The following is a 24491-nucleotide window of genomic DNA, read 5'->3' on the forward strand; positions in this document are numbered from 1 at the left end:
AATGTCATTCACCTCCGAATCGAACGCCGCATATGTGAATGGCGCGCCGGTGTCCAAGGCCAGCATCCGAACGCTCTGGGCTGCCGTTGATGGCATCGTCACCAACGGCGGCAAGGTGTTCTATACCCGTGCTGAAGCTGTATCATTCGGACAGGTCAATCTGCCCAGCATCATCAGCCGGATTCTGGTGGCCAACAGCGACTATCTTGAAGTGCGCGGGGCAGGTGCCACAGACGATCAGTTGTTCATCACTTTCCCCAATTGGGGGGTCTTGGCACGCTTCCCCCGGAAAGAGTTTATCGAGGCTATGAGCAGCGCAGGGGATACCCTATCGCTCAATACCTCAAGCTCAACCGCGCAGAACTTGGTTGCAACGATACCCTCTGCCCAAGCGCACATCTCAATGGGCAGTGTCGGGGTCAGGGTGGTTTTCGGATGGGTGACCTCAAACACGGGGGCCGATCCTACCATTACCATTGGCTCCGATGTTTGGACCATCAAAAGCCGTTCAGGGGCGGCTTTGGCGGCTGCTGATCTGGTGGGTGGGTCTCGATACACCGCTACCGTCGCGCATGTGGCCAACAAGCTTCTTCGGCTGGCCCCGGCGGTCCAGATTGCTGACATCAACGGCTTGGTAGCTTCGTTTGTCGCTCAGAACAACACAAGCGTTGCCGGAGATACCATTGCTCTGGTTAACGATACCACCAGTGCCAATGCGCTGACCTGCTCTATTCCAGCGGCCCAAGCACACATTCCATTCAACGTAACCAATCAGCGTAGCCAGGTGACTTGGCCAAACACGAATACATCCGCTGATCCGACGATCACTCTCGGCGGTCTAATTTACACCCTGAAGAACCGCGACGGAAATGCGCTCGCTGCTGGCGACCTGCAAGGGGGGCGGCGGCTCACCTTGGTCAATACCCATACCACCAACCGCATTCTGCGAGTGGTAGAGGCGTTGCAACAGGCCGATATCAACGGCCTCGCTCCGAAGCTCACGTCACTGACCAATGCCAGCAATCAGGGCGACACGGCCACGCTGCGAACCTCGGCGGGCGGCACGGCACAGGCCATCACATGCACGCTTGAAAGCGGCCAGTCCACAATGGCGTTTCAGCTATTCACGGCGTTTGAGTTCACCTGGACGACGACAAATACAGGCCCTGATCCGACGATCACGCTGGCGTCGCTGGCTTACACGATCAAGAACTGTGATGGTAACGCGCTGGCTGCCGGAGATCTAAAGGGCGGCGTCCGGTATCGGGCGTGGTTGTCGAACACATCGACCCGAGTTCTACGATTGATCGGCGTGACCAGTTTTGCCGATTTGAACGGCACGGTATCGTTCGGCATTGGGGAGGTCCTTGAGGACGGTTCTCGCGATCTGCTGACCATCACACAAGACGCGACCGAAAGCGGCACCCCCGAGACCCGCGCCCTGATCCGCGCCGAGGCTGATGGATTGAACCTGCGGGCATCGCTTGGAATGCTGCAAGACCTGTTCGACCGGGCGCGGCTGGCTGGGCTGCTGAACGGTGACAGCGGGTCGGAGTATTCCGCGGGGTTGGACTACCTGCCTGCAGCTGCCACGATGCTTGATCGTCGCGTTGCGGGTGTCACCCAAAAAGTAGGAGATGCCGGGATCGGCGCCGCGGCGCGATATACCGACACGGCCCACAATGGCGCTTGGTCATGGCTCTATGAACGTTGCTCTATAGTCATCGCTCTTGGTCAGTCCAACGGGCTACAGCCGATTATGCTTGGCCCGCTGGAATACAACACGGCCAAAACACCGGCACATGTGTTGATGCCGAACGATCAGTCCGGCACGGCTGGTCAGGGGGGCCTGCGGGGATGGGACGGGCTGGTTCCAACGGTCTCGTTCACGGCATTGGTTCCCGCCGTGTCGAACGGGGCGCAATCCAGTGCTGAAGCCTTCGCTTCAGCGGCCAATGCGCTTGATCCTCGTGGCGCGCAACTCTGGCTGGCCGGCAACGAAAGCGTCGGGGGCGCGGGCTTGCGAGGCACCACCGCATCCACTTGCATCTGGAAAACCACGACTGAGGTTCGTGCCAATGCCCGCACGAATACGATCAACAAGGTCACCCAGATGATCGCGCTTTCTCCGGTTCCGCCTTCGCAAATTGTGCTGATGCTTACCCACGGGGAAACCAACCGCCGCGATCCGATGGAGGAATACCGCGACGATCTGGTGGCCTACATGAACGATGTTGAGGCCGATCTGGCCTTTACCGGCTTGCCCATCTTGTGGCTGGTTGATCAGGTCGGGGGCAACAACACCGCAGGTGGCAACGACAACGGTAGCGACTGGCCGTCCAAGCGGGCGCTTTTCGAAGCTTGTGCTATCAAGAAGGCGGCGGAAAGCAACTGCATCATGATCGGCCCCCGTTATCACCTGAAAATGGGTACAGCCGCTGGTGGTGCGCCCGATACCATCCACCATGGTTATCATGAGCAAATCCGCCTGCGCGAGATGCACGCTGCGGCCTATGTCGCATGGGTGCGCGGGGTAGACTGGTATGCCGCCACGCCGGTATCGGCAGTGCGGACGGGCCAGACTGTCGTCGTCAGTTACGACAGCATCACGCCGCTGGTGATCGACCCCGATATGCTTGATTCGGGAGTTGCTGAGGTCAATCATGGGTTCTTCATCAACCAAGGCGCCGGAACCCTTATCACTTCGGTTGAGCAAGCAGGTCCTCGCAGCTTCCGCTTGACCCTTGATCGGGTGCCGCCCGCCGATGCCCGCGTGGCAATGACCTGGCGTCGTCCCGCGGTGGGCGAAGCTGATACCCGGTATACCGTAGGGGCTGGCTCTATCCGGGAAGCTTGGTCTCAGATGGGACCTATATCGGGCGATGCGATCTATCGTCCCATGATTTCCCTTCCTATTAACATCACCGTGGAGTGAACCATGCCAGTTCCAGTCGCCGCTCCGACAGGGGTAGACCTCTCGGGGGCTGCGCTTCCGGTCAGACTGACCATTCCCCAGAAACTCTCCGCCATCGCGGGCTTCGTTGGGGCTTGGTACACCCCAGAATACTCAGCGGGTTCTTGGCCCGCTAAGTATGGCGCGGGCATATCCACTGCGGTGAGTGCGGTAGTACCCGCGAAGGTATTCAAAAATATTGGAGGTGCATCAACCAGATGTGTGGGCATGACCGGGGTCAACACGTTGCAGGCGGCGGGGACGTTCACGAGCGGGATGAGCCTTTCGCTTGCCCTCAACCTGGTGATCGAGACGGGGGCGGCTCAATACCTGCTCGGCGGTGCCCCTGGCTGGAACCTGAACTGGCGCAATTCCGACAAGATGCTGCGGATCAACAGCACCGATCTGGCGGTTGTGAATAACGGCAACAGGATCATCATCATGTATCAAGGCGCATCGGAAATCGCCGTAGAGGTCGACAATATCATTGTCGGGACTGTGCCCATGGCGGGCGCACCGATCACGTCCCTTGCAATCGGCAACCGCCAAATCAGCGACCAGACTGGCGGGTTAGTCGGCGCGGTCTATCGCTATGCGCTCGCCACTGCGGATCTGCGCGGCACCGACGATGAGGGCCTGTTCCGCGAGATTATGACTAGTTTCTAGCGCTTTTTCGGCTGGATCGGGATGAGAATTTCCCGCGCGACGACAGCGGCGGCCCGCCATTGTTGGCGTTCCCCATCGCTGACCATCCCCCACGGCAACACAATCCCGCTGCTGTCCTGCTCCAATTTGCCGTGCGCTTCATAAAGACGTGCTGCAACAAAGTCGTTTTGGGAATCGGTGGTCATGACAGCTCCCAAATGCACCTGCAGATGATGTGGGCGAGTCGTCGGAAAACGCATTCTATTTGGCCTTCCCGAGGGGCGGCTTTTTTTGTGACCAACTCACGCGGAGACGTCATGACGCAAACCATCGAGAGCAAGGGACAGCGCATCGTCCCGACCCTCGGATTCTTCCTCGATCGCCTGTGGGTCTGGCTTACTGGCATTGCCTTTTGGCTAGTGGGCGCCGTGGTGCTGGCCGTTTTTACGCCGTTTTGGGACAACGCTCGGGCGGTCTGGGACAGCCCGGCGATGCTGAGCGCGCTGCAGAAGGATGTGCTTGCGCTGCGCACTGAGTTGGCGGCCGCGACAGGCGACAACCGGGTCATCCGCCAGCCGCCAGGCCTCAGCTATGTCACCGAGCCGGTGCGTATGGGTGAGCCGGTGATCCTCAACCTGGTGATCGAACGCACGGAACTGGGCGCGCAATGTCATTTCCTATCCGGCCAGTCGTTGTTCACCGAGGCGGGTGGGGTGATCACTCCCGGATCCGAGATGGAGCCGTCGCGCCAGATCAGCGAAGAGCTGACCCGGCTTCGGGTCAAGCTGATCCCGCCCGACACACTGCGACCGGGCCGGATCGAGCTCTATATTGCGTTGGAATACGATTGCGACGGCCGCAAGGTCTACGACCGTACTGACGTTGTAACTTATACGCTCTTGCCGCACACTTAGAAGGTTCAGAGGCGAGGAAGCGATCTGGTCTTGTCTCCTCGCGTCAACTTTTTTGCAGCAACACTACCAGCGTATCCTCGGATAAGTTAGAACGCGTATTCGATGTAGTGACGTGCTCATGAGTTAGGCGTTCCTGCGAACAAGGCAACGATAGTGGACTTGGAAGCAGTATGAAATTTTTCAATTTCAAGAAGCATGCTGGTATAAGGTTTCTTCACCCGCCGACAGATTTTTTATCTCCTCGCCCCTTGGGTAATGTGGTGGCGCATAACATTACCACAAACGAACGCAGAAGGATTCTCCTTGATACCCATATAAACGATTACTATTGGCATCGACGCATGTCATGTGGGTATCAGTTGAGTACCCTCTTGGCTGAGATATCTAACCCAGGTATAGAAAAGAAGTTTTTATCGTCGGATGGCCTAGTAGTCCTAAATGGCGCTGCCGGCGATAGGGCGAGAAATGCCTTAAAAAGGAAAGCTAACGACCCAGCGCTGATTGCAAATTACCTCAAAGACAATTGGATTGAATTGCAGGACCCGGTATCTGTGCCCGTATCCAGTGGCTTTCGTGGTGAGTGCGTTATTGAGGCCAAGAATTATTTTAACTTCTTTCACTTCATGACGGAGAGTTTGCATAAAGTTTCATCCCTGGATGGTATTGATGCATCAATTGATTCGGTTCGTTTCATTTCTAAATCTAAGGAAGTGAAGCCTTTCGTTGAGAGTTGGGTGCGTGAAGCCGGACTGAGTAATGATTTTCCTGTCAGTTTGACGGAAATAAAGCCGTCGGAAAGTTTTGGATCGAGTATTGTAACTCCTCTCTCTGCAAAGCACCTACTCTACCAGCTTTCTGGGTCACATCACGATGCGATCGAGGCAACAAAGCCAGCTGGCAGAACTTGGGATGGCTATGACGCCCGTCCTCACCCAGTAAAGATTTTGGCGACGAATTCTTTCGACGACACGCTCTACTCTTTCCGTAGAAGAATGATCGATCTGGCTATGCGGCATGTGGAACGGAAATGGTCTTCAAGAATTTATGCAATTCGCTCCAGTGCTTTGTTGCGCTCTAGAAAAATGGAAGGTGAGGAAGATCTGATTGTCGAACTCACCAAGAATGGTTTCGAAGTAGTTTGTTTCGAGAACATGTCTCCTTTGGAGCAAGTCAAGTGCGTGAGCGGCGCAAGGTGTGTGGTGATGCAGCACGGCGCCGGTATGTCTAATATGATCTTTGCCCGTGAGAACGCACACTTCTTTGAGATTGGAACTTACCAGACCGCTCTTGCACGGTGGGGAGACTTTATTTCTCTCAGTCATGTTTCTGGATGCAATTATCATCATATATTTTCCAATATGGACTTCGCTGACGATTTTGACCCTGTATTTGCGAGGGATGGCCTCATTGCGCCTAAACTTGACGGTGTTTCTATTGAGAGGATAGTCCATATTATTAAGTCCAGTTTGAGCGATAAGAGGTCTGGAATTCTTTTGGGCCTAGAGCGACATTTTAATTACTATGTTTCTCGGCGTGCCTACAGGCACGCGTTTCGACTGCTTGACGCTAACGCTTCTTTCTTCGATAATATTGGCGATTATTGGATGTTAAGAGGTAGATTAAATGAATTGTCATCACACACCGAAAGTTCTATAGATAATTTTTATCGTGCTTGGGATTTGTCGGGTAGTGAATCGGCGTGGGTTCAATTCATGAGGCTTTCGAGTGAGAGTGATCCGCGGAGGAAGTTGAGAAACTCATAGGTTTCCCAAGTTGAGGCGAGTCAGCTAACTCGATTTTTTCTTTCAGCTCGATCATCTTAGCATATTCACCTTGTTTCTAAACCACATCGGCCCCGCCAGCGTGCGGGGCTTCTCTATTGGGGTATTAGCTATCAATCATTATGATTGGTGGTAGCGATGCGGACAAAGCTGCCGCTCGCCGCAAGGTGCATGTAATGCAGGACGCGGACACACCCGGTTTTGCTGTAATTTGCATGAAGGGTTGTTACAGCCGTGTTTGCTCGAGGAAAGGCGACCTCACAATTGACAGCCAGCACAGCTTGGAAGATCATGCGCCAGCGTTTCAGAATGGACGACAGGGCCTGGCGCTTCGATTCATGCCTGCCGCAAAGAAACCGGCGCCGGGCCATGGGTCTAAAGAATGCCGAGGCGACGATACACTGGAGAGTGTAATGCCTTTCTTAGCTTTCCCAGCGCCATCAAATGGCGTCGATCTGGGGCTATTGGAAATCTATGATCGAGAAATCAAAGTCGCGTATCGCGGTGAGACTTATCTTGTGCGTGATAACGGCGCTGTGCATCGACGTCGAAGATCTCGGCAGAAAGTACGAGCACTTGATGAGGCTTGGAGCTTTGGCCGTCAGACCCTTTCGACGGGCTATCTGAACTTGGCAGGCGTGCCGGTGCATCGCATCGTATGCACTGCGTTCCAAGGCGATCCTCCATCGGACCAGCACGTCGTCGATCACATTGACACCAACCGAGCCAACAACCGGCCGGAGAACTTGCGTTGGGTGACACGGCTGGAGAACGTCTTGCTCAACCCGATTTCGGCACGACGCATCGAGCTAGTCTACGGGTCAATCGAAGCGTTCTTCGAGGATCCCGGGCGTCTTCAGAGCGACAAGCAATATCCTGACATATCGTGGATGCGAACTGTTTCAAAGGAGGAAGCGGCCAGCGCAAAGGGGCGCCTTGAAGCATGGGCCTTGAGCGGCGATGTACCTAGCGGTGGCGCGCTCGGTGAATGGCTCTATGGTACCCGTGAACGCGCTGATTTCGAACCGGAACCAGAGGAGTACGAGTCGCTTTCACCGTCTGTTGTACAGGTGCGTTGGAAAGTACCAACCGAGTTCCCGGAATGCCCTAAAGCTGTATCGGATGATGCGCTGGCCGAGTATGCGTCGGCTCTCTACTTTGGTCGTGTCTTCGCGTGCAACGACATCTATCAGAGCGTCGTGGTTCAGTGCGGCATGGCAGATGATGGCCTTGTTGTCCTTACCCATAATCCTAGCGAGAATGCGGCCAAATCATGGGCCGTGGCCCACGTAGCGATCTGCGGTGAGTTCTTTTACCATCGCAATGAGCACCAATACTTTTCGCTTCAGGGTGCGCTGAAAGCCTTCTGCGAGCTTACTGGCGACAGCTACGACGAATGTATTGACGACTACTGCTGATAACTCATTTGGGATAAGGGCTGCGCGAATTTGGCCCAGTCCTTCGAACCTCACTTCGCTGTCGAATGGTCTCTCAGGCTCAAGCTCAACTGTCAGAGACGACTGTCCGTTAAGGGCTCGAAGCGGCACGCGCGCGATGCGACCTGAAGCTTCCGGTCACTTGCAAGAGTTGCTCAAGCTGGGGCACAAGTGCAATCAATAGATGGATTGCACCGAGGACCGAGAGGCCAAGAATGCGAGCGAGTATAAAAAGCTTAGACATAGAGGGGCTTGATGATCCTGAAGCCTGGCCGGAAGATATAGAATACTTTGCCGCCTTGATCGTCATGACTATCGGTCCTGATTACGAAGACGCTGGCGAGTTTTTCAGTTGCACTGTGTGTTCACCGCTTTGGTTCGCTGAGAACGTGCTGAAAACTAAGCGGCTGGATCCCTCACATGAAGATATCCAGCACCCTCCAAAGTTCGGAAGGCACTATCTCTTCGCGACCAGGTTCAATGAAAAGTTGATCGTTGAAGCTGTGCGTCACTGGGTGACGAGCCAAGAAGGCGTAGACTGGCAAGATCTCGCTGTGCGCCTATCGCGTAATCTGGCTTGGGAGTTTGAAGACTACAGAGAATATGTAGAAGCGCCTCAGTAGGTAATCGATGTCGGGGACGGGCGCGACTTTCCACGTTGGGCTCGACGAGGCACGGCGCGATGCGGAAGAAGCGGCCGTTCGTCGCGAGGGTCTCGTCGGCAGCGGCCTCGTAAACAACTCTAACGAAGCTGTTGATTCGTCAGAGTTTCCGAGAGCCTAGTAGCCGATGGAAGGCCAACTCCAACTCCCCACGAATCTCGTAGAATTGGTCGGTACCAACGTTGCCAATTACAAAGCCGTCGTGAGGGTCGGCATGTCCCAGAACGCTGATGCCGACGACATACGAGTAAATGTCAAAGGTCATCTCCCTTATCTCTCGGTCAACCTCTGTGCCTGCAAAGAAGTTGATAGCAAGGCCGCTGTAAAGCCATTGCGATAGCGGCCCGGCCTCAAAGCCGACCCGGCGATAATGCCCGTCAAACTCGCCGAGCAGCGCAGCGATGGCCGAGGGTTCGCTTTCGACCTTCGCCTCCCTCAGATCCTGACCCGCGCCATCCATCACACAGACGCTCTTGGTGCGAACCGAAACATCCAAGCCGACAAACAGGTCCATGACAGTGCCTCCTGAATACATGAGCAGGAGTCTGCCCGGATAACCGCCGACTTGTCACCCCGCCGCGGAAAGCAGCGGGACGGCCCGCAAATCATCCCATCTTTTTCATGGAGAACCCATGCCTGCAAACCGCTTCAGCGCCTTCACCCATGGCACCAACGCCCCGGCACTCGGCGCCTTTGCCGTGACCCCCAGCGATAGCGCCGACCTGGCCGAAGCCATCCGCGCCGTGACCATCAATGTCGGCGGGACACTGTCATTCATCGGTCTGGACGGCGTGATCTACACCACTGCGGCGCTGCCCGCTGGCACCTATGCCATGAGTGCCGGTCGTATTCGTGCCACCGGCACCACGGCGACCGGTATTACGGGCTGGGTCTGATGTTTGTCGGGCTCGGACTGGGGCTGGGGGTCACACCGCCCAGCATGACTGCAGAGGTGCTCCCCACCATCACGGTCAGCGGCGGCCTTATCACATCCTTCTCGCGGGACGGCGTCGACTACAACCAGATCACGTTCCACCAATCGGGGTCATGGCTGGTTGAGGGCGTCGCCGCCCTTGCGGCCGAGATCGGCTGGAAGCGGGCTCTGGGCGCCGGGGCCGCCACCGGCGCCCGCAGCACCAACTCGATCTATCTGCCCGGACCGGGAGGGGCAGGCGGGTTGATTGATGATGACCCGATCGGGCCTCTTGTCGACGGAACCTATACCGTCGAAATCGGCGCGGCCGGGCCGGCGATTGCCACCGCCGTCAACATCGCCAATCAGGGCTCAGACAGCACCCTGTCGCATCCGGGTGGCCTTGTCGAAACGGCGACAGGCGGTGGATATGGCGCCATCTCCGGATCTTATGCCAACGCTGGTCCGGGCGGGTCTGGGGGCGGCGCACGGGCTCAGACCAACGCGACCGGGACCAATACGAACTTCGGCACCGGGGTTGATGGTCAGGGGTATCGCGGCGGCTCGGCGAATAGCAGCTCCACCGCGGGAAATGCCGCATCGGGAGGGTCCGGCGGTGCGGGTGGTCCGGGTGGAAACGCCGCCGCCGGGGTGGCCGGGGCCGCTGGCCTGGGCGTCGAGCTGGATTGGCTGGCGGTTCCAACCATCGTCTGCGCTGGTGAGCGTGGCATCTTGCTCTCGGAATCCGGCATCGCTTCTGAGGACAAGACTCTCGGCTCAGGCTCAAGGGGAGCGCTGAGCGCCAATGTCGGCAAGGCAGGTGACGGGTTCCTGTTTGTTCGGGTTCGCGCCGACCAGGTCACGGTGAGGATGGCCGCATGATCTATGTCGCGCACATTCAATTCGGGATCGTGGCGCAGGTCACCGTCGAGCCGGATGATTGCCCGCCCGCACCGGATCACGTCGTCATCGGTCCCGACAATATCGTCGGGGTCGGCTGGACTTGGGATGGCAGCGTGTTCGCACCGCCGAACCCACCCACCAACGAAATCCCCGAATAACCCTATCCGGCCCGCCTCGCGCGGGCCTTTTCATTTTCAGAGGACTGGAATGGATCGGATCATCATGCACTGGTCCGCCGGCACGCATGCCGTGTCGGCACTGGACCGCCAGCACTATCACTATGTCATCGACGGCTCCGGCATTGTCGTCGAAGGCGACCACGCCCCCGAGGACAATCTCGGTCCGTTGGTGTCGGGGCACTATGCGGCGCACACCCTCAATTGCAACACCGGCTCGATCGGGATCGCGCTGGCGGGTATGGCCCGTGCGGACGATAGGCCCTTCACGGCGGGGCCGTGGCCGATCACCGAGGTGCAGGTGGCGGCGCTGGTCCAGCTCTGCGCCGGGCTGTGCCGCCGTTACCAGATCCCGGTCAAGCGCGAGACTGTGATTTCACATGCCGAGGTCCAGCCGACGCTGAAGATCGCGCAGCGGGGCAAGTGGGACATCGCCTGGCTGCCCGGCATGACCAAGCCCGGCAATCCCGTCGAGGTCGGCGACATCATCCGGGCCCGGATCCGCGAGGCGATGGGGGTGGTCATCCCCTCTGGACCACTGAGCCCGGTGCCAGACGTTCCGCCGACCCTGCAGCGCGGTGACGTGGGCGAGCCGGTGCGCCGGGCCCAAGCCTTGCTGACCGCCAAGGGCTTCAACCTCGGACAGATCGACGGCGATTTCGGCCCGAAGACTCGCGCCGCCGCGGTCGCATTCCAGCGCGCCTCCAGATTGCGCGAGACCGGCAACATCGATGCGGCGACCTGGGCCGCCCTGCTTCTGAAAGGAAACTGATCATGATGCTTTTCTTCTTGCTGGCCCTTGTGGCCCTTGCGGCTATCGCGCTTTTGCTGTGGACCATCCGCGCGCCTCGCGTGTGGCCGCTGGCCATGATGATACTCGCCGTGGTGGCGATGCCCTTGCGGGCCTCGGCCGCGACGCTGGACACTTTCCTGACGGCGGCAACACCCGGCCTGCTCGAAATGATCGGGCTGGTGATCGCTGCCATCATCGCCTGGGGGACCAAGAAGGCGCGTGAGAAATGGGGGATCGAGATCGAGGCCAATTATCGCGAAGGGCTGCAATCCGCATTGCTGACCGGCGCGCGGCTGGCACTGGCCCGTCAGCTGACCGGTTCGGCGGCGATCCAGATCATTCTTGATCATGTGCGCGATGTCGGTGCACCGGATGCCGTCAGGCACTTCGACCTCGATGCCGGAACTCTGACCAACTTGGCCGAGGCAAAGCTCGAGCAGGTCAAGTTCCAAGCAACAAAAAATGGCTTGGAGTTGGCCAACACGATGAAAGATCGCGCATTTTAGTTTTGTGACCTGAGGTTGCCGCAGTATGATATGAACTGAAACTATCGTTCCGCACGTGGCGTCAGAGGTTTGGACGTGAGGGAGGTTTTTGGGGGCCTCACCTTCAGCTCACGAAAGCGAAAAAGGATACTGCAATAGCATCCTCGAGCTTGAGTATAGACGCCCCCCTTCCGCCACTTGCTACGCTACACTCGGTCCGGTGGAAGTAAGGTCCGAGCGAGATCATTCGCGAGCGCCGGTCTATTAGCTGTTCGCAAAGCAGATATTGCGCGCTCTCTCAGCGTATGGCTCGGATGTTGTGTCAGCTTGTGGACTAAGCCATCTAAGTATCGCCGGTACTGGCGAGCTGTACGGTATTGAGAATAAAATTTAGCGACCGACATATCTCCCGTTGCACAACTTTTTACAAAACCTGACAAAATTCCCACCTGTCGCATATATTGTGCAGTAAAGTGCCCTGAATATCTTGCTTTTAATAAGGTCACATTTGACCCTTCCAGTAACCCCGCGTGGCGTCGATCCTCCTCGAGAAGTGGGTCAAAAACAATCCAAGCATGCTTAGCACTTCGTAGTTCTGACCCCGCATCAGCGAATAATCCTGACCAGTCCGCTGCAGTTCCTGAAGGATATCTATTGTCCCAATCAATTTTCTCTGGATCTAGTGTGGCCTGAGGTGAGAATGCAATTACTGTGCATCCTGGCGAAATTGATGAGAAAGCACAGGCTGCATAAGCTCCCATAGATGTCCCAGAGAAGATTACCTGCTTGAACTTTTTGAAAAAGCCACGCTCCGCAAGATTATGTAACTCATCATGCAACCGGGGAATGCGATACCAGTTTGGCCGATAGCAAAGCACTCCCAAACTTGACCATTCCATCTTCTTGGCAAAAGCATAACCCCAAGGATCGCGATATTTTGTTGACGCCCGGACACTTGCTAAATTGTCGAAGCTTACATACAGAACTTTTCCACTTCTGTATGTGTGTTGAAGTGCGAATAGATCGTCAGAGATTAAGAATCCTCGGCGATTTTTAGTGGTTAGAAGGTCATTAAGCCATTGGGGGTCTTGTGATTCATGATTGAGCGCATTTTTCTCGGTATTTTTGTTATTCAAGCCAGCTATTTCCCTACTTTCATCCGTTAGAAAAGGGAAGTTCTTCTCAATGGAACGGTTAATTTCTTCGCTTGACATCATAACCATTCCACGGTGCTTTATAGTCGCCGCCGTAAACTGCGTATCGTTGGTCCCGTTATGCGTCACCAAAGAAAGCCGGTTTTCGATGACTACCGTTGGGAATCTCGTCGCCATGCCAAAGTGGCCGAATTCGTAAATGCTCTTGCTGGGATGTCGAATTGCGGCGCCGGCGCTCATGAATTCAACTGGCCAGTGATATACACCGTCCTGCTTGCCGCCGACAGAGCTGTACATGACTCCGCGAATACTTGCGACAAATACACCCTCGGCATTCATGCGTGTTGCGGTGAATTCGCGCATTGCTTCAATAAAATCGATGCATACGCAATCGTCATCATCTAAGCGAAACTGTAAAGTTTGTGAATACTTTATATTAAGTTCGCGAAATACAATTCGTTGCGCTTCATGTACGGATATGACTGGGAAGAAACGTAAAGTAACCTGCGGAATATTTTCGCATAGCGCTTTAAGTCTATCTTTAAATTCTGTCGGCATTAGGTCAGAGGAAAGGACCAAGAAGCGGAAGTTCTGGTCCGTTTGTGCCCGTAGCGATGCTAGAGTCAAAAGCTCGAAAGTTTTTAGTCTGGCCTCCATCCTGTCGCGAGAAAATAAATGTGCTGCGCGCTCGGTCAGAAGAATTTGGGCTTCTTCTTCTGACTTACCTTGGAATGCTTTCCAATCACCCTTTCCCAACAAGGAGAATCGGCATATGCCAACGATGTTCATCCTGACTTCCTGCGCATTACGTGTTGAGCTTAGGCAATAGATTCCAAATCCTATGGCGTCGTTTCGCTGGACGCAATCTGGTTCCCTGACCGTAAGTGTACGCTTGCGATCCTCTTCATTCCGGAAGGGTGGTTCGGCCGCTTTGCATGTCTGAAAGGACCACGGCTGCGGCCTGCCAACGGCGGTTTGGAACCGCTGGTGATTATAGAGTGCTGCTGCGTGCGCCATCGTTGCTAGAGAGCGGCGGAGCGATACCGCCCACTGATGGCGCGCGCGGCCTGAGACCCTGCCTCCGTGGCGAGAAGAAAGGCAATAATGTTTCAAGGACCTCCGCAGGCGTTCAGTGAAGACGTTGTCGATTCTGCAGCACTTGTCATTCGAGTTCGGGTCCCGATCCGCTTCACGAGACGGATGGCCTCCGGCTTGTTCGGTAAGCGTCAGGCCAGCACGTTGCAGGATATTCTTCTCTGTTTCGCCCGCCGGCTGGTGGTCGAAGGAGGAGCGCGAGATCGAGGAGCTGAGCGAATCGGAGCCCCGATCGACAACGTCGGAGGGTCCCGCTCAATCATCCCGGTCGGCATTGTCTCTCGGACCGATTGCGTTCCGATATCTCACCACTTGCCCGTCCACGGTTTGCGCGGTCAAGCCAAAAAAAATGTTGCCGACGGCATTCACCCGCGCTCTCCGGCCCGTGGAATTCAATGACTTCTTCCACTGGTGGTTCATCGACACGCCGACTTCGGCAGCCAGCTCCGGCTCGGTGTACACGCCCTTCACTGCTTCCAGCGGCATGCTCGCCGTGAAGTCGCGGCATCGTTTCTGAGCTTTAACATTTCTGCTCCCTGTACTAGTGGACCAGAACACGTCGGATCGTAGTTTCCGTCCCTGTCCGAGTTCCGGCGAGTAGCTCAGTTGGAGGCGTTGACTAGTGAAATGAAGGGAGCTTATTGCTAAGCTATGTGCCGCCAGTCGGCTTGATAGTAGCTACGTCTAGGATCCCCGAGTTATAGGTATTTCTTTGAAAAGACATCATGTTGAAGAATTAATGGCATCCCTTGATCAGCTTGTGCGCCAAGGCTGGGTGGAGATTAAACTTTGGCAGCTCTTGGAATGGTATGAAGTCGAAGAGCTGGGATCAGAAGTCTTCGGGGACGTTCAGGAACGATATTTCTCAATCGGCGGTGACGCCGACCTCCATGTATACGATTCCGGGAATTTCCTCTTGGTCAAAAACGATAGGCTGATGTCTTTGACAACGAAGCTATCTGAGTTGAGACGTGCACAGGACGACAGTGTTGTAGAATTTCCTACAAAAATGCCGACGCAGTAACCTTTGGGAGGAGAGAGGTTTCCGCAGATGCGCTTGCAGGGGGTTGGAGCGCATTGCGATCGTAATGCGGATGAGGATCGGCGTTGGCTCGGGTATTATGACGCTATTGCCTAGCAACGCCGCCTGATTTCCGGGTGATTGCATCGAGCCAACTCCAGCCCGCCCATTTGTCGCCGGTCGTTCTCAAATGCGTATACCGCTGCAAGCTTTGCCAGCTTCTGTGACCCGATACGCTCGCTGCCTGCGGGATCGTTCGACCCATCTCGAACTGACGTGAGACACCTTCGTGCCTCAGGTCGTGAAAGTTCAAATCTGCGATGCCTGTGACCTTGGTTGCCCGGGTAAAGTTGGTGCTGATGGACCGGTGATTGTAAGGGAAGATGCGCTCGCAGTCTCGGGTCATCATCGCATCTATGATCCGTTCGGCCTCGGGCGGTAGATCGACCCAGATATTGTTCCCATCCTTCTCGCCCGGATGCTTCATGTCGCGGACTAAGACGCGGCCCGGTTCGAGATCCTCCCAACGCAGGGACGTTATTTCCTCTTGGCGGCGGCTGGAGAAAAGGGCGAATGCGCAGATCATGTGCATCGGCATGGATCCACGCCGGCGGGCCTGCTCCTCAAAGTAAGCCATGATCCTGTCCATCTCGTCGATAGTCGGTCGCCGCTCGCGCTTCTTGGACTTTGCGGTCAGGCCGAGGCGTCGGCATACCGCCACGGCCGCGTCCATCTCAACGCTGTTGAGCTTCATATTCCATGCAGGCGCGGCGATTGCGAAGATAGCTGACAGGTGAGACAGATAGTTGGCCGCGGTCTGAGGCTGGCGACCGCCGGCGTTCAGGAACTGCGCGAACGCGACAATGTCTTTCGATGTTATCTGTTCGCATGACATCGCGGCGATGTCGTGGTTCTTGATCGCGGCAAGAACTTGCCCCTTTGTTTTTCCGATCTTCCTGGTGCTCGTCTTGAGATACTCATTTATTGCATCTGCGAGCGTGGCACCATTTCCCTTGATACGAGATAGCTGCTCAAATCCCCCGGGCTTCTTCAGCTCAGCTGCTTTGCGCTTTAGCCAAGCCTCAGCGGCGGGGCGACGGTCGAACGACGACGACGCTGAGGCTTTCTTGCCGTCTCGCATTATCCGGACCTGTGCGGTATACACGATACTGCCGTCTTTTAGCCGGCGTTCGGTTATGGTTCCCACGATTTGCTAAAGCCTCGCTCGATTCTTGCTAACGCTAAGCAAATCAGAAATATGAACCCACTAAAACCAGCAAAAACAGGACAGAACGGAAGGCTCAGGAAGTTGCTTAATCAGGCGGCGAAGATCGATTTAATCAAAGAAAACAACGCCGCGTTGCTTTCGGTCGCACCGATGATGGACTGGACCGACCGCAACTGCCGGATGGTCCATCGCATGCTGTCGCGCCGCGCGTTGCTTTATACCGAGATGGTGACGGCTCAGGCCATCATCCATGGTGAGCGGGGGCGGCTGTTGGATTACGACGCGGTCGAGCATCCCTTGGCGCTGCAACTGGGTGGGTCCGAACCGGCTCTGCTGGCCGAGGCCACGCGTATCGCCTCGGACTGGGGTTATGATGAGATCAACCTGAATGTCGGCTGTCCCAGCGACCGCGTGCAATCGGGTTGTTTCGGCGCGGTGCTGATGACCATGCCGCAACTGGTCGCGGATTGCGTGCAGGCGATGCAGAAGGTCAGCCCGGTCGAGATCACGGTGAAATGCCGCATCGGCGTCGACGATCAGAACCCCGAGGAAGTGCTGCCCGCCTTTATCGCGCTGATGCGTGACAGCGGTGTGCGCCGCCTGTCGATCCACGCCCGCAAGGCATGGCTGCAGGGTCTGTCCCCGCGTGAGAATCGCGAGATCCCGCCGCTGGACTATCCGCTGGTTCACCGCATGAAGGCGCAGTTCCCCGATCTGCATCTGTCGATCAATGGCGGCATCGCCTCGATGGATGAGGTGCGGGGCCATCTGCAGGTCATGGACGGCGCAATGGTCGGTCGCGCGGCCTATCACCAACCGTGGGACATTCTGGGGCAGGCGGACCTGTTATGGGGCGATGAGCCCACATTCACCAATCCCTTCGACGCAGCCATCGCCATGCGGCCGGTGATCGACGCGCATGTAACGAATGGCGGAAGGCTGCATCAGTTCGGGCGCCACATGCTGGGCATGTTCCATGGCCGCCCCGGCGCGCGGGGCTGGCGCAGGTTGCTGTCCGAGGGCGCGTCCAAGGCCACGGACCGGGCCTCGGCGCTGGCGGTCTATGATGCCGCGCTGGCCGAGGTAGCAGCCGGGGCCGAAGCGGCTTAAGCGCGCTCGGCGGCCTTGGCCGCGTCCCAAAGCGCGTCCATCTCGGCCAGATCGCTGTCCTCGGGGCGGCGGCCGTCGGCGGCAAGCGCCGCCTCGATCGAGCGGAAGCGACGGGTGAATTTGGCATTGGCCAGCCGCAGGGCCTCTTCGGGGTCGATGTTCAGATGCCGGGCCAGATTCGCCATGACGAACATCAGGTCGCCGAATTCCTCGGTCTGGTGGGCGTGGTCCATGCTGTCGCCCGCCTCGACCAGTTCGGTGGCCTCTTCCTGGATCTTGGCCAGAACGTCCTGCGGGCCCGGCCAGTCAAAGCCCACGCGGGCGGCACGGTTCTGCAGCTTGACCGCGCGGGTCAGCGCGGGCAGGCCAAGCGCCACGCCGTCCAAGACGCCTTTTTCGGCTTTCGCGGCGCGCTCTCGGGCCTTGATCTCCTCCCAATCCTTGATCTGTTGGGCGGCAGATTTGTCGCGGGATTCGTCGCCAAAGATATGCGGATGGCGGTCGATCATCTTGTCCGAGATGCTGGCCACCACGTCCGAAAATCCGAACATCCCGGCTTCCTCTGCCATCTGCGCATGGAAAACCACCTGCAGCAGCAGATCGCCCAACTCTCCGGGCAGCTCGTCCCAGGCTTCGCGGGCGATGGCATCGGCGACTTCATGGGCCTCTTCGATGGTATAGGGGGCGATGGTCGCGAAATTCTGTTCGATGTCCCACGGGCAGCCGGTCTGGGGATCGCGCAGCGCCGCCATGATCGCCAGAAGCCGGGGAATTCCGGTTTCATCCGCCAGTGTCGGGCGGTCGGCCAGCGCCGGGTGCAATGCTTGATCTGCCATGGTCGGCCCTTCCTGATCCTGCGTAATGCCGGGTTTTCTCTGACCTGCCACAGGTGCCTCGTCATGTCCACGCCGGGGCGGTCTGACAGATGGCGCAGATGTCATGCCGGGGTTTCTTGCCATCCCCCGGCCACGCGGCTACGGTGCGCGCCAATTCCGCCGGGGGGACCTCCCGGAGAACGCCTGTGAAAAAGGGATCAACCCATGTTCGTGACCCCCGCCTATGCCCAAGCCGCCGCTCCGTCGGGCGCTGCCAGCATCGCGTCCTTCCTGCCGCTGATCCTGATCTTCGTGATCATGTATTTCCTGATGATCCGCCCGCAGCAGAAGCGTCTTAAGGAACATCGCGCCATGGTCGAGGCGGTCAAAAAGGGCGACGAAGTCATCACCCAGGGCGGTCTGATCGGCAAGGTCACCGCAGTGCGCGACAACGAGCTGGAAGTCGAAATCGCGCCGGGCGTCAAGTCGCGCGTCGTGCGCTCGACCATCACCGGCGTCGTGAACAAGACCGCTTCGGTCGCCGCGAACAACTGAGTTACCTGCCCAGATGCTTCAGATCCCCGCCTGGAAACGTGTGCTGATCCTGGGGCTGATCGCCCTGGGTCTGCTCTATGCTGTGCCGAACCTGTTCTATAACCGGGTCGAGCAGCACAATGACGCCATTGCCAACATGGAAAGATCCGGCGTCGAGACGCCCGAGGATCTGGCTGCCAAGGCCGGTTGGCCGAACTGGATGCCCTCGGGACTGGTCAATCTTGGCCTCGACCTGCGTGGGGGTGCCCACCTTCTGGGTGAAGTCCATGTGGCGGATGTCTACAAGGCGCGGATGGACAGCCTGTGGCCGGAACTGCGCGACGCTCTGGTCGCGCAGCGTGAGACGATCGGCGCCGTGCGCCGTGTCACCGCGCCCGACGGCCAGCTGATCATCGAGATCGGCAATGCCGACCAGATCGCCAAGGCAGTGGAAATCGCCCGCGGCATGGCGACGCCCGTCACCTCGATCAGCGGCGCGGGCTCGACCGATCTGGACATCAAGGGCAGCGGCAACCGCCTGACGGTGCAACTGTCCGATGCCGAAAAGGCCGCGACCGACGACCGCACCGTTCAGCAATCGCTGGAAATCATCCGTCGCCGTATCGATGAGGTCGGCACGCGCGAACCCACGATCATGCGTCAGGGCGCGGACCGCATCCTGATTCAGGTTCCGGGGATCGGCTCGGCCGAGGAACTCAAGCAGCTGATCGGCACGACCGCCAAGCTGACCTTCAACCCGGTCGTCAGCCGCGGCACGGATGCCAATGCACGTCCGGCGGCGGGGCAGGTGGTTCTGCCCTCGCTGGATGAGCAGGGCATTTACTACACGCTGGAGCAGAATCCCGTCGTCACCGGCGAGGATCTGACCGATGCCCGCCCCAGCTTTGACCAGAACGGCCAGCCCTCGGTTGACTTCCGCTTCGGTCCGGCTGGTGCGAAACGCTTCGGGGCCTATACCTCGGCCAATATCGGCCAGCCCTTCGCCATCGTTCTGGACAATCAGGTGATTTCGGCACCGGTCATCCGGCAGGCGATCACCACCGGTTCGGGCCAGATCTCGGGCTCGATGGATGTCGAGGGTTCGACCCGTCTGGCCGTGCTGCTGCGCGCAGGCGCACTTCCGGCCGAGATGACCTTCCTTGAGGAACGGACCATCGGTCCGGAACTGGGGCAGGATTCGATCGATGCCGGACGGCTGTCCTCGATCATCGCCACTGGCGCGGTCGTGGCCTACATGATCGCAAGCTATGGGCTGTTCGGGGTCTTCGCCTCGGTCGCGGTGATCCTGAACGTCATCCTGATCCTGTCGATCATGTCGATGATGGGTGCGACGCTGACGCTGCCGGGCATTGCTGGGATCGTGCTGACCGTCGGTACCGCGGTCGACGCCAACGTCATCATCTACGAACGCATCCGCGAGGAACTGCGTCGCGGCAAGCGCGTGGCCAAGGCCATCGACGACGGCTTCAACGAGGCGATGTCGGCGATCATCGACGCCAACGTGACCTCGTTCATCGCGGCCATGGTGATGTTCTTCCTTGGCTCGGGGCCGGTGAAGGGCTTTGCGGTCACGCTGACCATCGGCCTTGTCACCTCGGTCTTCACGGCGATCTTCCTGACCCGCCTGCTGATCGTGTTCTGGCTTGACCTGCGCAAGCCGAAGCAACTTGTTCTGTAAGGGGGCGGCACAATGGCATTTCGTCTGAAACTGGTCCCTGATGAGACCCATATCAACTTCTTCCAATGGCAATGGCTGACCTTTGGGGTTTCGGCCTTTGCCATGGTCGCCTCGGTCGTTATCACGCTGGTGATGGGGCTGAACTTCGGCATCGACTTCAAGGGCGGCACCACCATCCGCACCGAGACGACGACCGCCTTCGAGGTTGGCGACTATCGGGAGGCGCTGAACAACCTGAACCTGGGCGACGTCTCGATCACCGAGGTCTTCGATCCCAGCTTTGGCGCAACCAAGCACGTGGCCATGGTTCGTATCGGCACGACCGAGGAAACCGGCTCGGTCACGCCTGAACAGCTGAACCAGGTCGAGGCCGCGCTGAAGACGGTCGATCCGAATGTCAGCTTTGCCTCGGTCGAATCGGTCGGCCCGAAGGTCTCGGGTGAGCTGATCCAGACCGCGGTCTATGCGGTGGTCGCGGCGTCGCTGGCGATCATGTTCTACATCTGGCTGCGCTTCGAATGGCAATTCGCCATCGGGGCCGTGGTCTCGATCCTGCATGATGTGCTGCTGACCGTTGGTCTGTTCTCGCTGTTCCAGCTGAAGTTCGACCTGACCACCATCGCGGCGCTGCTCACCACGCTGGGCTTCTCGGTCAACGATACGGTCGTGGTGTTCGACCGCCTTCGCGAGAACCTGATCAAGTACAAGACCATGCCCTTGATCGACGTGATGAACCTGACCTGCAACGAGACCCTGTCGCGGACCATCATGACGGCGGTGACGACGGGTATCGCGCTGACCGCCATGCTGATCTTTGGCGGCGATGTCGTGCGAGAATTCGTCATCGCCATGCTGTGGGGCGTGCTGGTCGGCTGCTATTCGACCATCTATGTCGCGAAAAACATCGTGCTGTGGCTGGGTGTGAAGCGTGACTGGTCCAAGCCCGATCCGAAGGAAAAGCAGGACGAGATCCCCGCCGCCTTCCGGGACGCGCCCTGATGTCGGTGATGACACCCACCGAATTTCTCGGGGCCGTGCCGATTGACGGCTATGGCCCCGGGTTCTTCCGCGTCGGCGGCAAGGTCCATCGCGGCGCGATCCTGGTCACGCCCGATGGCGTGCAACCCTGGGGCGGTCTGGATGATCCGGTACCGCTTCTGGCGCTGAAGGGTTCGGTCGACGTGTTGTTCATCGGCATGGGTAGCGACGTGGCCTTTCCGCCGCGCGAATTGACCGCGGCACTGGAAGAAGCAGGCGTCATGCCCGAGCCGATGAGTTCGGCTTCGGCTGCCCGCAGCTACAACGTCACGCTGTCCGAGGGCCGGCGCGTGGCCTGTGCGCTTCTGCCGCTATGAGCCTGATCTCGGTCCGTGGACTGGCCGTCGCCCGCGGCGGGTTGCGCGTGATCGAGGGTTTGGATTTTGAACTTGGGGCCGGACAGGCGATTGTCCTGCGAGGCCCCAATGGTGCGGGCAAGACGACGCTGCTGCGCTGTCTGGCAGGCCTGCAACCCGCCGTCACGGGCCGGATCGAGTGTCAGTCCGACAGTATCGCCTATGCCGGACATGCCGACGGGCTGAAGCCCGCGCTGACGGTGACCGAAAATCTGGAATTCTGGTCGGCGGTCTTTGGTGGACCGGACATTGCCCCGGCGCTGGCAGCGATGAACCTGACCGATCTGGCCGCACGCCCGGCTCATGCTCTGTCTGCCGGGCAGAAACGGCGTCTGGGGCTGGCGCGTCTGATGGTGACGGGCCGCCCTGTCTGGCTGCTGGATGAACCTACCGTATCGCTGGACCAAGGTTCAGTAGCGCTGTTCGCGACCATGTTGCGCGATCATCTGGCCCAAGGTGGGGCCGCGCTGATCGCCACCCATATCGATCTGGGATTGCCCGAAGCGCAGGTGCTGGATCTTGCGCCTTACCGCGCCCGACCGGGCCTGCGGCAGGACCGCCCCGCAGGATTCAACGAGGCCTTCGCATGAAGGCGCTGCTGCTGCGCGATCTGCGGCTGGCGGTGCGCGCGGGCGGCGGCTTTGGCCTGTCGCTGGTGTTTTTCCTGATCCTGTGCACGCTGGTTCCGTTTGGTGTGGGTGCCGAGGGCGGGCAACTGTCCCGCATCGCGCCCGGCATCCTGTGGGTCGGCGCGCTGTTGGCCTGCCTGCTGTCGCTCGACCGTATTTTCGCGCTGGACCACGAGGATGGCAGCCTTGATCTGCTGGCGACCGCACCCCTGCCGCTGGAAGGGGCCGTCGCGATCAAGGCCTTGGCGCATTGGCTGACCACCGGCCTGCCGCTGGTCGTCTTTGCACCGTTGCTGGGCGTGCTGCTGCATCTTCCGACGGCAGCCTATCCGCTGCTGGTCCTGTCGCTTGCGCTGGGGACGCCTGCGCTGTCGATGCTGGGGGCATTCGGTGCGGCGATCACCGTCGGGCTGCGGCGCGGCGGTCTGCTTCTGTCGTTGCTGGTGCTGCCGCTTTATGTGCCGACGCTGATCTTCGGGGCCGAGGTGGTGCGGCGCGGTGCTGTGGGCGCGGACCCGACGACCCCGTTGGTCTTTCTGGCGGGTATCACGCTGGCCACGCTGGCGCTGGTGCCTTTTGCCGCCGCCGCGGCCCTGCGGGTCAATCTGAGGTGAGGAGGAAACCGGCCTGTTGAGCGGACCCGCTGGACAGGCTAGGGAGGACACATGTCGATCTGGGAATATGCCAACCCCGTCAAGTTCTTGCGCGCCTCGGGCGTGGTCCTGCCATGGATCGTGGCGGGGGCAGCCATCTGCACCGTTGGCGGGCTGGTCTGGGGGTTCCTGACGCCCGAGGATTACCGGCAGGGATCAACGGTCAAGATCGTGTTCCTGCATGTGCCCGCCGCGCTGATGGCGATCAATGCATGGCTGATGATGCTGGTCGCCTCGTTGATCTGGCTGATCCGCCGTCACCATGTCAGCGCGCTGGCTGCCAAGGCCGCCGCCCCGGTCGGCGCAGTCATGACGCTGATCGCGCTGATCACCGGCGCGATCTGGGGCCAGCCGATGTGGGGGACATGGTGGGAATGGGATCCGCGGCTGACCTCTTTCCTTGTGCTGTTCCTGTTCTATCTGGGCTACATGGCGCTGTGGGAGGCGATCGAGGACCCTGACAGTGCCGCCGACCTGACCGGGCTTTTGTGCCTTGTCGGCTCGGTCTTTGCGCTGCTGTCGCGCTATGCGGTGAATTTCTGGAACCAGGGCCTGCATCAGGGCGCGTCGCTGTCCGTCGCGCCGGGCGAGCGGATGTCAGCGGTCTATCGCTACCCGCTTTACGTCTCGATGCTGGGCTTCTTCCTGTTGTTCCTCGCGCTGGTCCTGATCCGCACGCGGACCGAAATCCGCCGTCGTCGCCTTGCCGCCCTTCTGGCCCGAGAGAACCGCGCATGATCGAGCTTGGCAAATACGCAAATACCGTGATGTCGGCCTATGGGATCAGTCTGGTCCTGCTGGCCGCCATCATCTTGCAGACATGGCGCGCCAATGCCCGCGCCCGCCGCGATCTTGAGGAGCATGAATCCCGTGGCTAGGTTTTCCCCGTTGATCGCCCTGCCACCCTTGGCCTTTGGCGCGCTGGCCGTGCTGTTCCTGTTCGGCATGCAGCGCGACAACCCCGATGAGCTGCCCTCGGCGCTGGTCGGGCGCGAGGCACCTGCGGTCGGTGCCACGACCCTGCCGGGCAAGACCCAGCTGACCGACGCGATGCTGCGCGAACCGGGGATCAAGATCGTGAACTTCTGGGCCAGCTGGTGCCCGCCCTGCCGGGCCGAGCATCCGACGCTGACGGAGCTTGCCAAGGACATCCCGGTCTACGGCGTCGACCTGAAGGACCCCGAGGCCAATGCCACCGCCTTCCTGTCCGAGCATGGCGATCCCTTCCGGGCGCTGGCGACCGACCCGCGCGGTCGCATCGCCATCGACTGGGGCGTCACCGCGCCGCCCGAAACCTTCATCATCGACGGCGAAGGGCGTATCCTTTACCGCCATGTCGGACCGCTGATCCGCGAGGATTACACCAACCGCTTCCTGCCCGAGCTGGAAAAGGCCCGCGCAGCGCAGTGAACCACCCCAAACTGCGTGATTTTTACCGCCGCAGGGGTATTTAGGAAACGGAGAAGCCCGCAACTTGGCGCGGGGGTCCGAGACATCT

The 24491-nt window shown here is 58.8% G+C and carries 28 protein-coding genes; 22 read left to right on the forward strand and 6 right to left on the reverse strand.

Features of this window, described 5'->3' with window-relative positions; translation table 11 throughout:
• Position 1 precedes the first annotated feature (1 nt).
• Positions 2-2935 carry a hypothetical protein gene (locus GL300_RS19735; RefSeq protein ID WP_155041409.1) on the forward strand — a complete coding sequence of 978 codons (2934 nt, stop codon included), beginning with the start codon at positions 2-4 and terminating at the stop codon, positions 2933-2935.
• A 246-nt stretch (positions 2936-3181) separates the two neighbouring features.
• Positions 3182-3619 carry a hypothetical protein gene (locus GL300_RS19740; RefSeq protein WP_155041410.1) on the forward strand — a complete coding sequence of 146 codons (438 nt, stop codon included), beginning with the start codon at positions 3182-3184 and terminating at the stop codon, positions 3617-3619.
• Here GL300_RS19740 and GL300_RS19745 read toward each other — a convergent pair.
• Entirely contained in the window at positions 3616-3804 is a 189-nt protein-coding gene (locus GL300_RS19745; protein ID WP_155041411.1) for a hypothetical protein, read from the reverse strand. The two genes, GL300_RS19740 and GL300_RS19745, sit on opposite strands and share 4 nt — an antisense overlap.
• A 111-nt stretch (positions 3805-3915) precedes the next feature.
• On the opposite strand from GL300_RS19745, the gene GL300_RS19750 reads away from it, so the two are divergent.
• The 4 genes from GL300_RS19750 to GL300_RS19765 all read left to right on the forward strand — a co-directional run bounded on the left by GL300_RS19750 (position 3916) and on the right by GL300_RS19765 (position 8352).
• Positions 3916-4512, forward strand: coding sequence for a hypothetical protein (locus GL300_RS19750; protein ID WP_155041412.1), 597 nt, complete (start codon positions 3916-3918; stop codon positions 4510-4512).
• Positions 4513-4682: 170 nt separating this feature from the next.
• Positions 4683-6275 (forward strand): glycosyltransferase family 61 protein, encoded by a 1593-nt coding sequence (locus GL300_RS19755; protein ID WP_155041413.1) that lies wholly within the window; start codon positions 4683-4685, stop codon positions 6273-6275.
• A gap of 194 nt (positions 6276-6469) precedes the next feature.
• Entirely contained in the window at positions 6470-7711 is a 1242-nt protein-coding gene (locus GL300_RS19760) for an HNH endonuclease signature motif containing protein (protein WP_170297737.1), read from the forward strand.
• Positions 7712-7944: 233 nt separating this feature from the next.
• A complete protein-coding gene (locus GL300_RS19765; protein WP_155041415.1) occupies positions 7945-8352 on the forward strand; it encodes an Imm8 family immunity protein in 408 nt (135 codons plus the stop codon).
• A 139-nt stretch (positions 8353-8491) separates the two neighbouring features.
• Here the strand turns inward: GL300_RS19765 and GL300_RS19770 are convergent, their stop codons facing one another.
• A complete protein-coding gene (locus GL300_RS19770; RefSeq protein WP_155041416.1) occupies positions 8492-8905 on the reverse strand; it encodes a hypothetical protein in 414 nt (137 codons plus the stop codon).
• 118 nt (positions 8906-9023) lie between these two features.
• On the opposite strand from GL300_RS19770, the gene GL300_RS19775 reads away from it, so the two are divergent.
• The 5 genes from GL300_RS19775 to GL300_RS19790 are packed head-to-tail and all read left to right on the forward strand — an operon-like array spanning position 9024 to position 11682.
• Positions 9024-9287 carry a spike base protein, RCAP_Rcc01079 family gene (locus GL300_RS19775; protein WP_155041417.1) on the forward strand — a complete coding sequence of 88 codons (264 nt, stop codon included), beginning with the start codon at positions 9024-9026 and terminating at the stop codon, positions 9285-9287.
• A 56-nt stretch (positions 9288-9343) separates the two neighbouring features.
• On the forward strand, positions 9344-10186 hold the full coding sequence (locus GL300_RS19780) for a glycine-rich domain-containing protein (protein ID WP_155041418.1): 843 nt from the start codon (positions 9344-9346) through the stop codon (positions 10184-10186).
• On the forward strand, positions 10183-10365 hold the full coding sequence (locus GL300_RS26240) for a hypothetical protein (protein ID WP_170297738.1): 183 nt from the start codon (positions 10183-10185) through the stop codon (positions 10363-10365). The genes GL300_RS19780 and GL300_RS26240 overlap by 4 nt, the downstream gene beginning before the upstream one ends.
• 49 nt (positions 10366-10414) lie before the next feature.
• Entirely contained in the window at positions 10415-11155 is a 741-nt protein-coding gene (locus GL300_RS19785; protein WP_170297739.1) for a peptidoglycan recognition protein family protein, read from the forward strand.
• Between the two features lie 2 nt (positions 11156-11157).
• Complete coding sequence (locus GL300_RS19790; RefSeq protein WP_155041420.1) at positions 11158-11682, forward strand: hypothetical protein; 525 nt, start codon at positions 11158-11160, stop codon at positions 11680-11682.
• A 185-nt stretch (positions 11683-11867) separates the two neighbouring features.
• Here GL300_RS19790 and GL300_RS19795 read toward each other — a convergent pair whose 3' ends face one another.
• Positions 11868-13604, reverse strand: coding sequence for a glycosyltransferase (locus tag GL300_RS19795; protein ID WP_170297740.1), 1737 nt, complete (start codon positions 13602-13604; stop codon positions 11868-11870).
• A gap of 561 nt (positions 13605-14165) precedes the next feature.
• Positions 14166-14396 (reverse strand): hypothetical protein, encoded by a 231-nt coding sequence (locus GL300_RS19800; protein WP_155041422.1) that lies wholly within the window; start codon positions 14394-14396, stop codon positions 14166-14168.
• Positions 14397-14649: 253 nt separating this feature from the next.
• Here GL300_RS19800 and GL300_RS19805 point away from each other — a divergent pair, with 253 nt between their 5' ends.
• Positions 14650-14934, forward strand: coding sequence for a hypothetical protein (locus GL300_RS19805; protein ID WP_155041423.1), 285 nt, complete (start codon positions 14650-14652; stop codon positions 14932-14934).
• 103 nt (positions 14935-15037) lie between these two features.
• On the opposite strand, the gene GL300_RS19810 is transcribed toward GL300_RS19805, so the two are convergent.
• Positions 15038-16072 (reverse strand): tyrosine-type recombinase/integrase, encoded by a 1035-nt coding sequence (locus GL300_RS19810; RefSeq protein WP_155041424.1) that lies wholly within the window; start codon positions 16070-16072, stop codon positions 15038-15040.
• Positions 16073-16270: 198 nt separating this feature from the next.
• On the opposite strand from GL300_RS19810, the gene dusA reads away from it, so the two are divergent.
• Positions 16271-17269 (forward strand): tRNA dihydrouridine(20/20a) synthase DusA, encoded by a 999-nt coding sequence (gene dusA, locus GL300_RS19815; RefSeq protein WP_425495927.1) that lies wholly within the window; start codon positions 16271-16273, stop codon positions 17267-17269.
• Here dusA and mazG read toward each other — a convergent pair.
• A complete protein-coding gene (gene mazG, locus GL300_RS19820) occupies positions 17266-18105 on the reverse strand; it encodes a nucleoside triphosphate pyrophosphohydrolase (protein ID WP_155041426.1) in 840 nt (279 codons plus the stop codon). The two genes, dusA and mazG, sit on opposite strands and share 4 nt — an antisense overlap.
• A gap of 204 nt (positions 18106-18309) precedes the next feature.
• Here mazG and yajC point away from each other — a divergent pair, with 204 nt between their 5' ends.
• Genes yajC through GL300_RS19865 form a run of 9 tightly spaced genes read left to right on the forward strand, consistent with a single transcriptional unit; the run spans position 18310 to position 24403 of the window.
• Positions 18310-18639: a preprotein translocase subunit YajC gene (yajC, locus tag GL300_RS19825; protein ID WP_155041427.1), complete on the forward strand. Its 330-nt coding sequence runs from the start codon at positions 18310-18312 to the stop codon at positions 18637-18639.
• A 13-nt stretch (positions 18640-18652) separates the two neighbouring features.
• A complete protein-coding gene (gene secD, locus GL300_RS19830) occupies positions 18653-20317 on the forward strand; it encodes a protein translocase subunit SecD (protein WP_155041428.1) in 1665 nt (554 codons plus the stop codon).
• Between the two features lie 12 nt (positions 20318-20329).
• Positions 20330-21316 (forward strand): protein translocase subunit SecF, encoded by a 987-nt coding sequence (secF, locus tag GL300_RS19835; protein WP_155041429.1) that lies wholly within the window; start codon positions 20330-20332, stop codon positions 21314-21316.
• Positions 21316-21672: an Mth938-like domain-containing protein gene (locus tag GL300_RS19840; protein ID WP_155041430.1), complete on the forward strand. Its 357-nt coding sequence runs from the start codon at positions 21316-21318 to the stop codon at positions 21670-21672. Before secF ends, GL300_RS19840 begins: the two co-directional genes overlap by 1 nt.
• Positions 21669-22301: a heme ABC exporter ATP-binding protein CcmA gene (gene ccmA, locus GL300_RS19845; RefSeq protein WP_155041431.1), complete on the forward strand. Its 633-nt coding sequence runs from the start codon at positions 21669-21671 to the stop codon at positions 22299-22301. Before GL300_RS19840 ends, ccmA begins: the two co-directional genes overlap by 4 nt.
• Positions 22298-22954 (forward strand): heme exporter protein CcmB, encoded by a 657-nt coding sequence (gene ccmB, locus GL300_RS19850; protein WP_155041432.1) that lies wholly within the window; start codon positions 22298-22300, stop codon positions 22952-22954. Before ccmA ends, ccmB begins: the two co-directional genes overlap by 4 nt.
• A gap of 51 nt (positions 22955-23005) precedes the next feature.
• Positions 23006-23731: a heme ABC transporter permease gene (locus GL300_RS19855; protein WP_155041433.1), complete on the forward strand. Its 726-nt coding sequence runs from the start codon at positions 23006-23008 to the stop codon at positions 23729-23731.
• Complete coding sequence (gene ccmD / locus GL300_RS19860; RefSeq protein WP_155041434.1) at positions 23728-23871, forward strand: heme exporter protein CcmD; 144 nt, start codon at positions 23728-23730, stop codon at positions 23869-23871. Before GL300_RS19855 ends, ccmD begins: the two co-directional genes overlap by 4 nt.
• The gene (locus GL300_RS19865) at positions 23864-24403 is read left to right on the forward strand and encodes a DsbE family thiol:disulfide interchange protein (protein ID WP_343043128.1); all 540 of its coding nucleotides are present in this window, start codon (positions 23864-23866) and stop codon (positions 24401-24403) included. Before ccmD ends, GL300_RS19865 begins: the two co-directional genes overlap by 8 nt.
• Positions 24404-24491 lie beyond the last annotated feature (88 nt).

Origin of the sequence: Paracoccus litorisediminis (assembly GCF_009711205.1) — a bacterium.
In the GTDB taxonomy this organism is placed as follows: domain Bacteria; phylum Pseudomonadota; class Alphaproteobacteria; order Rhodobacterales; family Rhodobacteraceae; genus Paracoccus; species Paracoccus litorisediminis.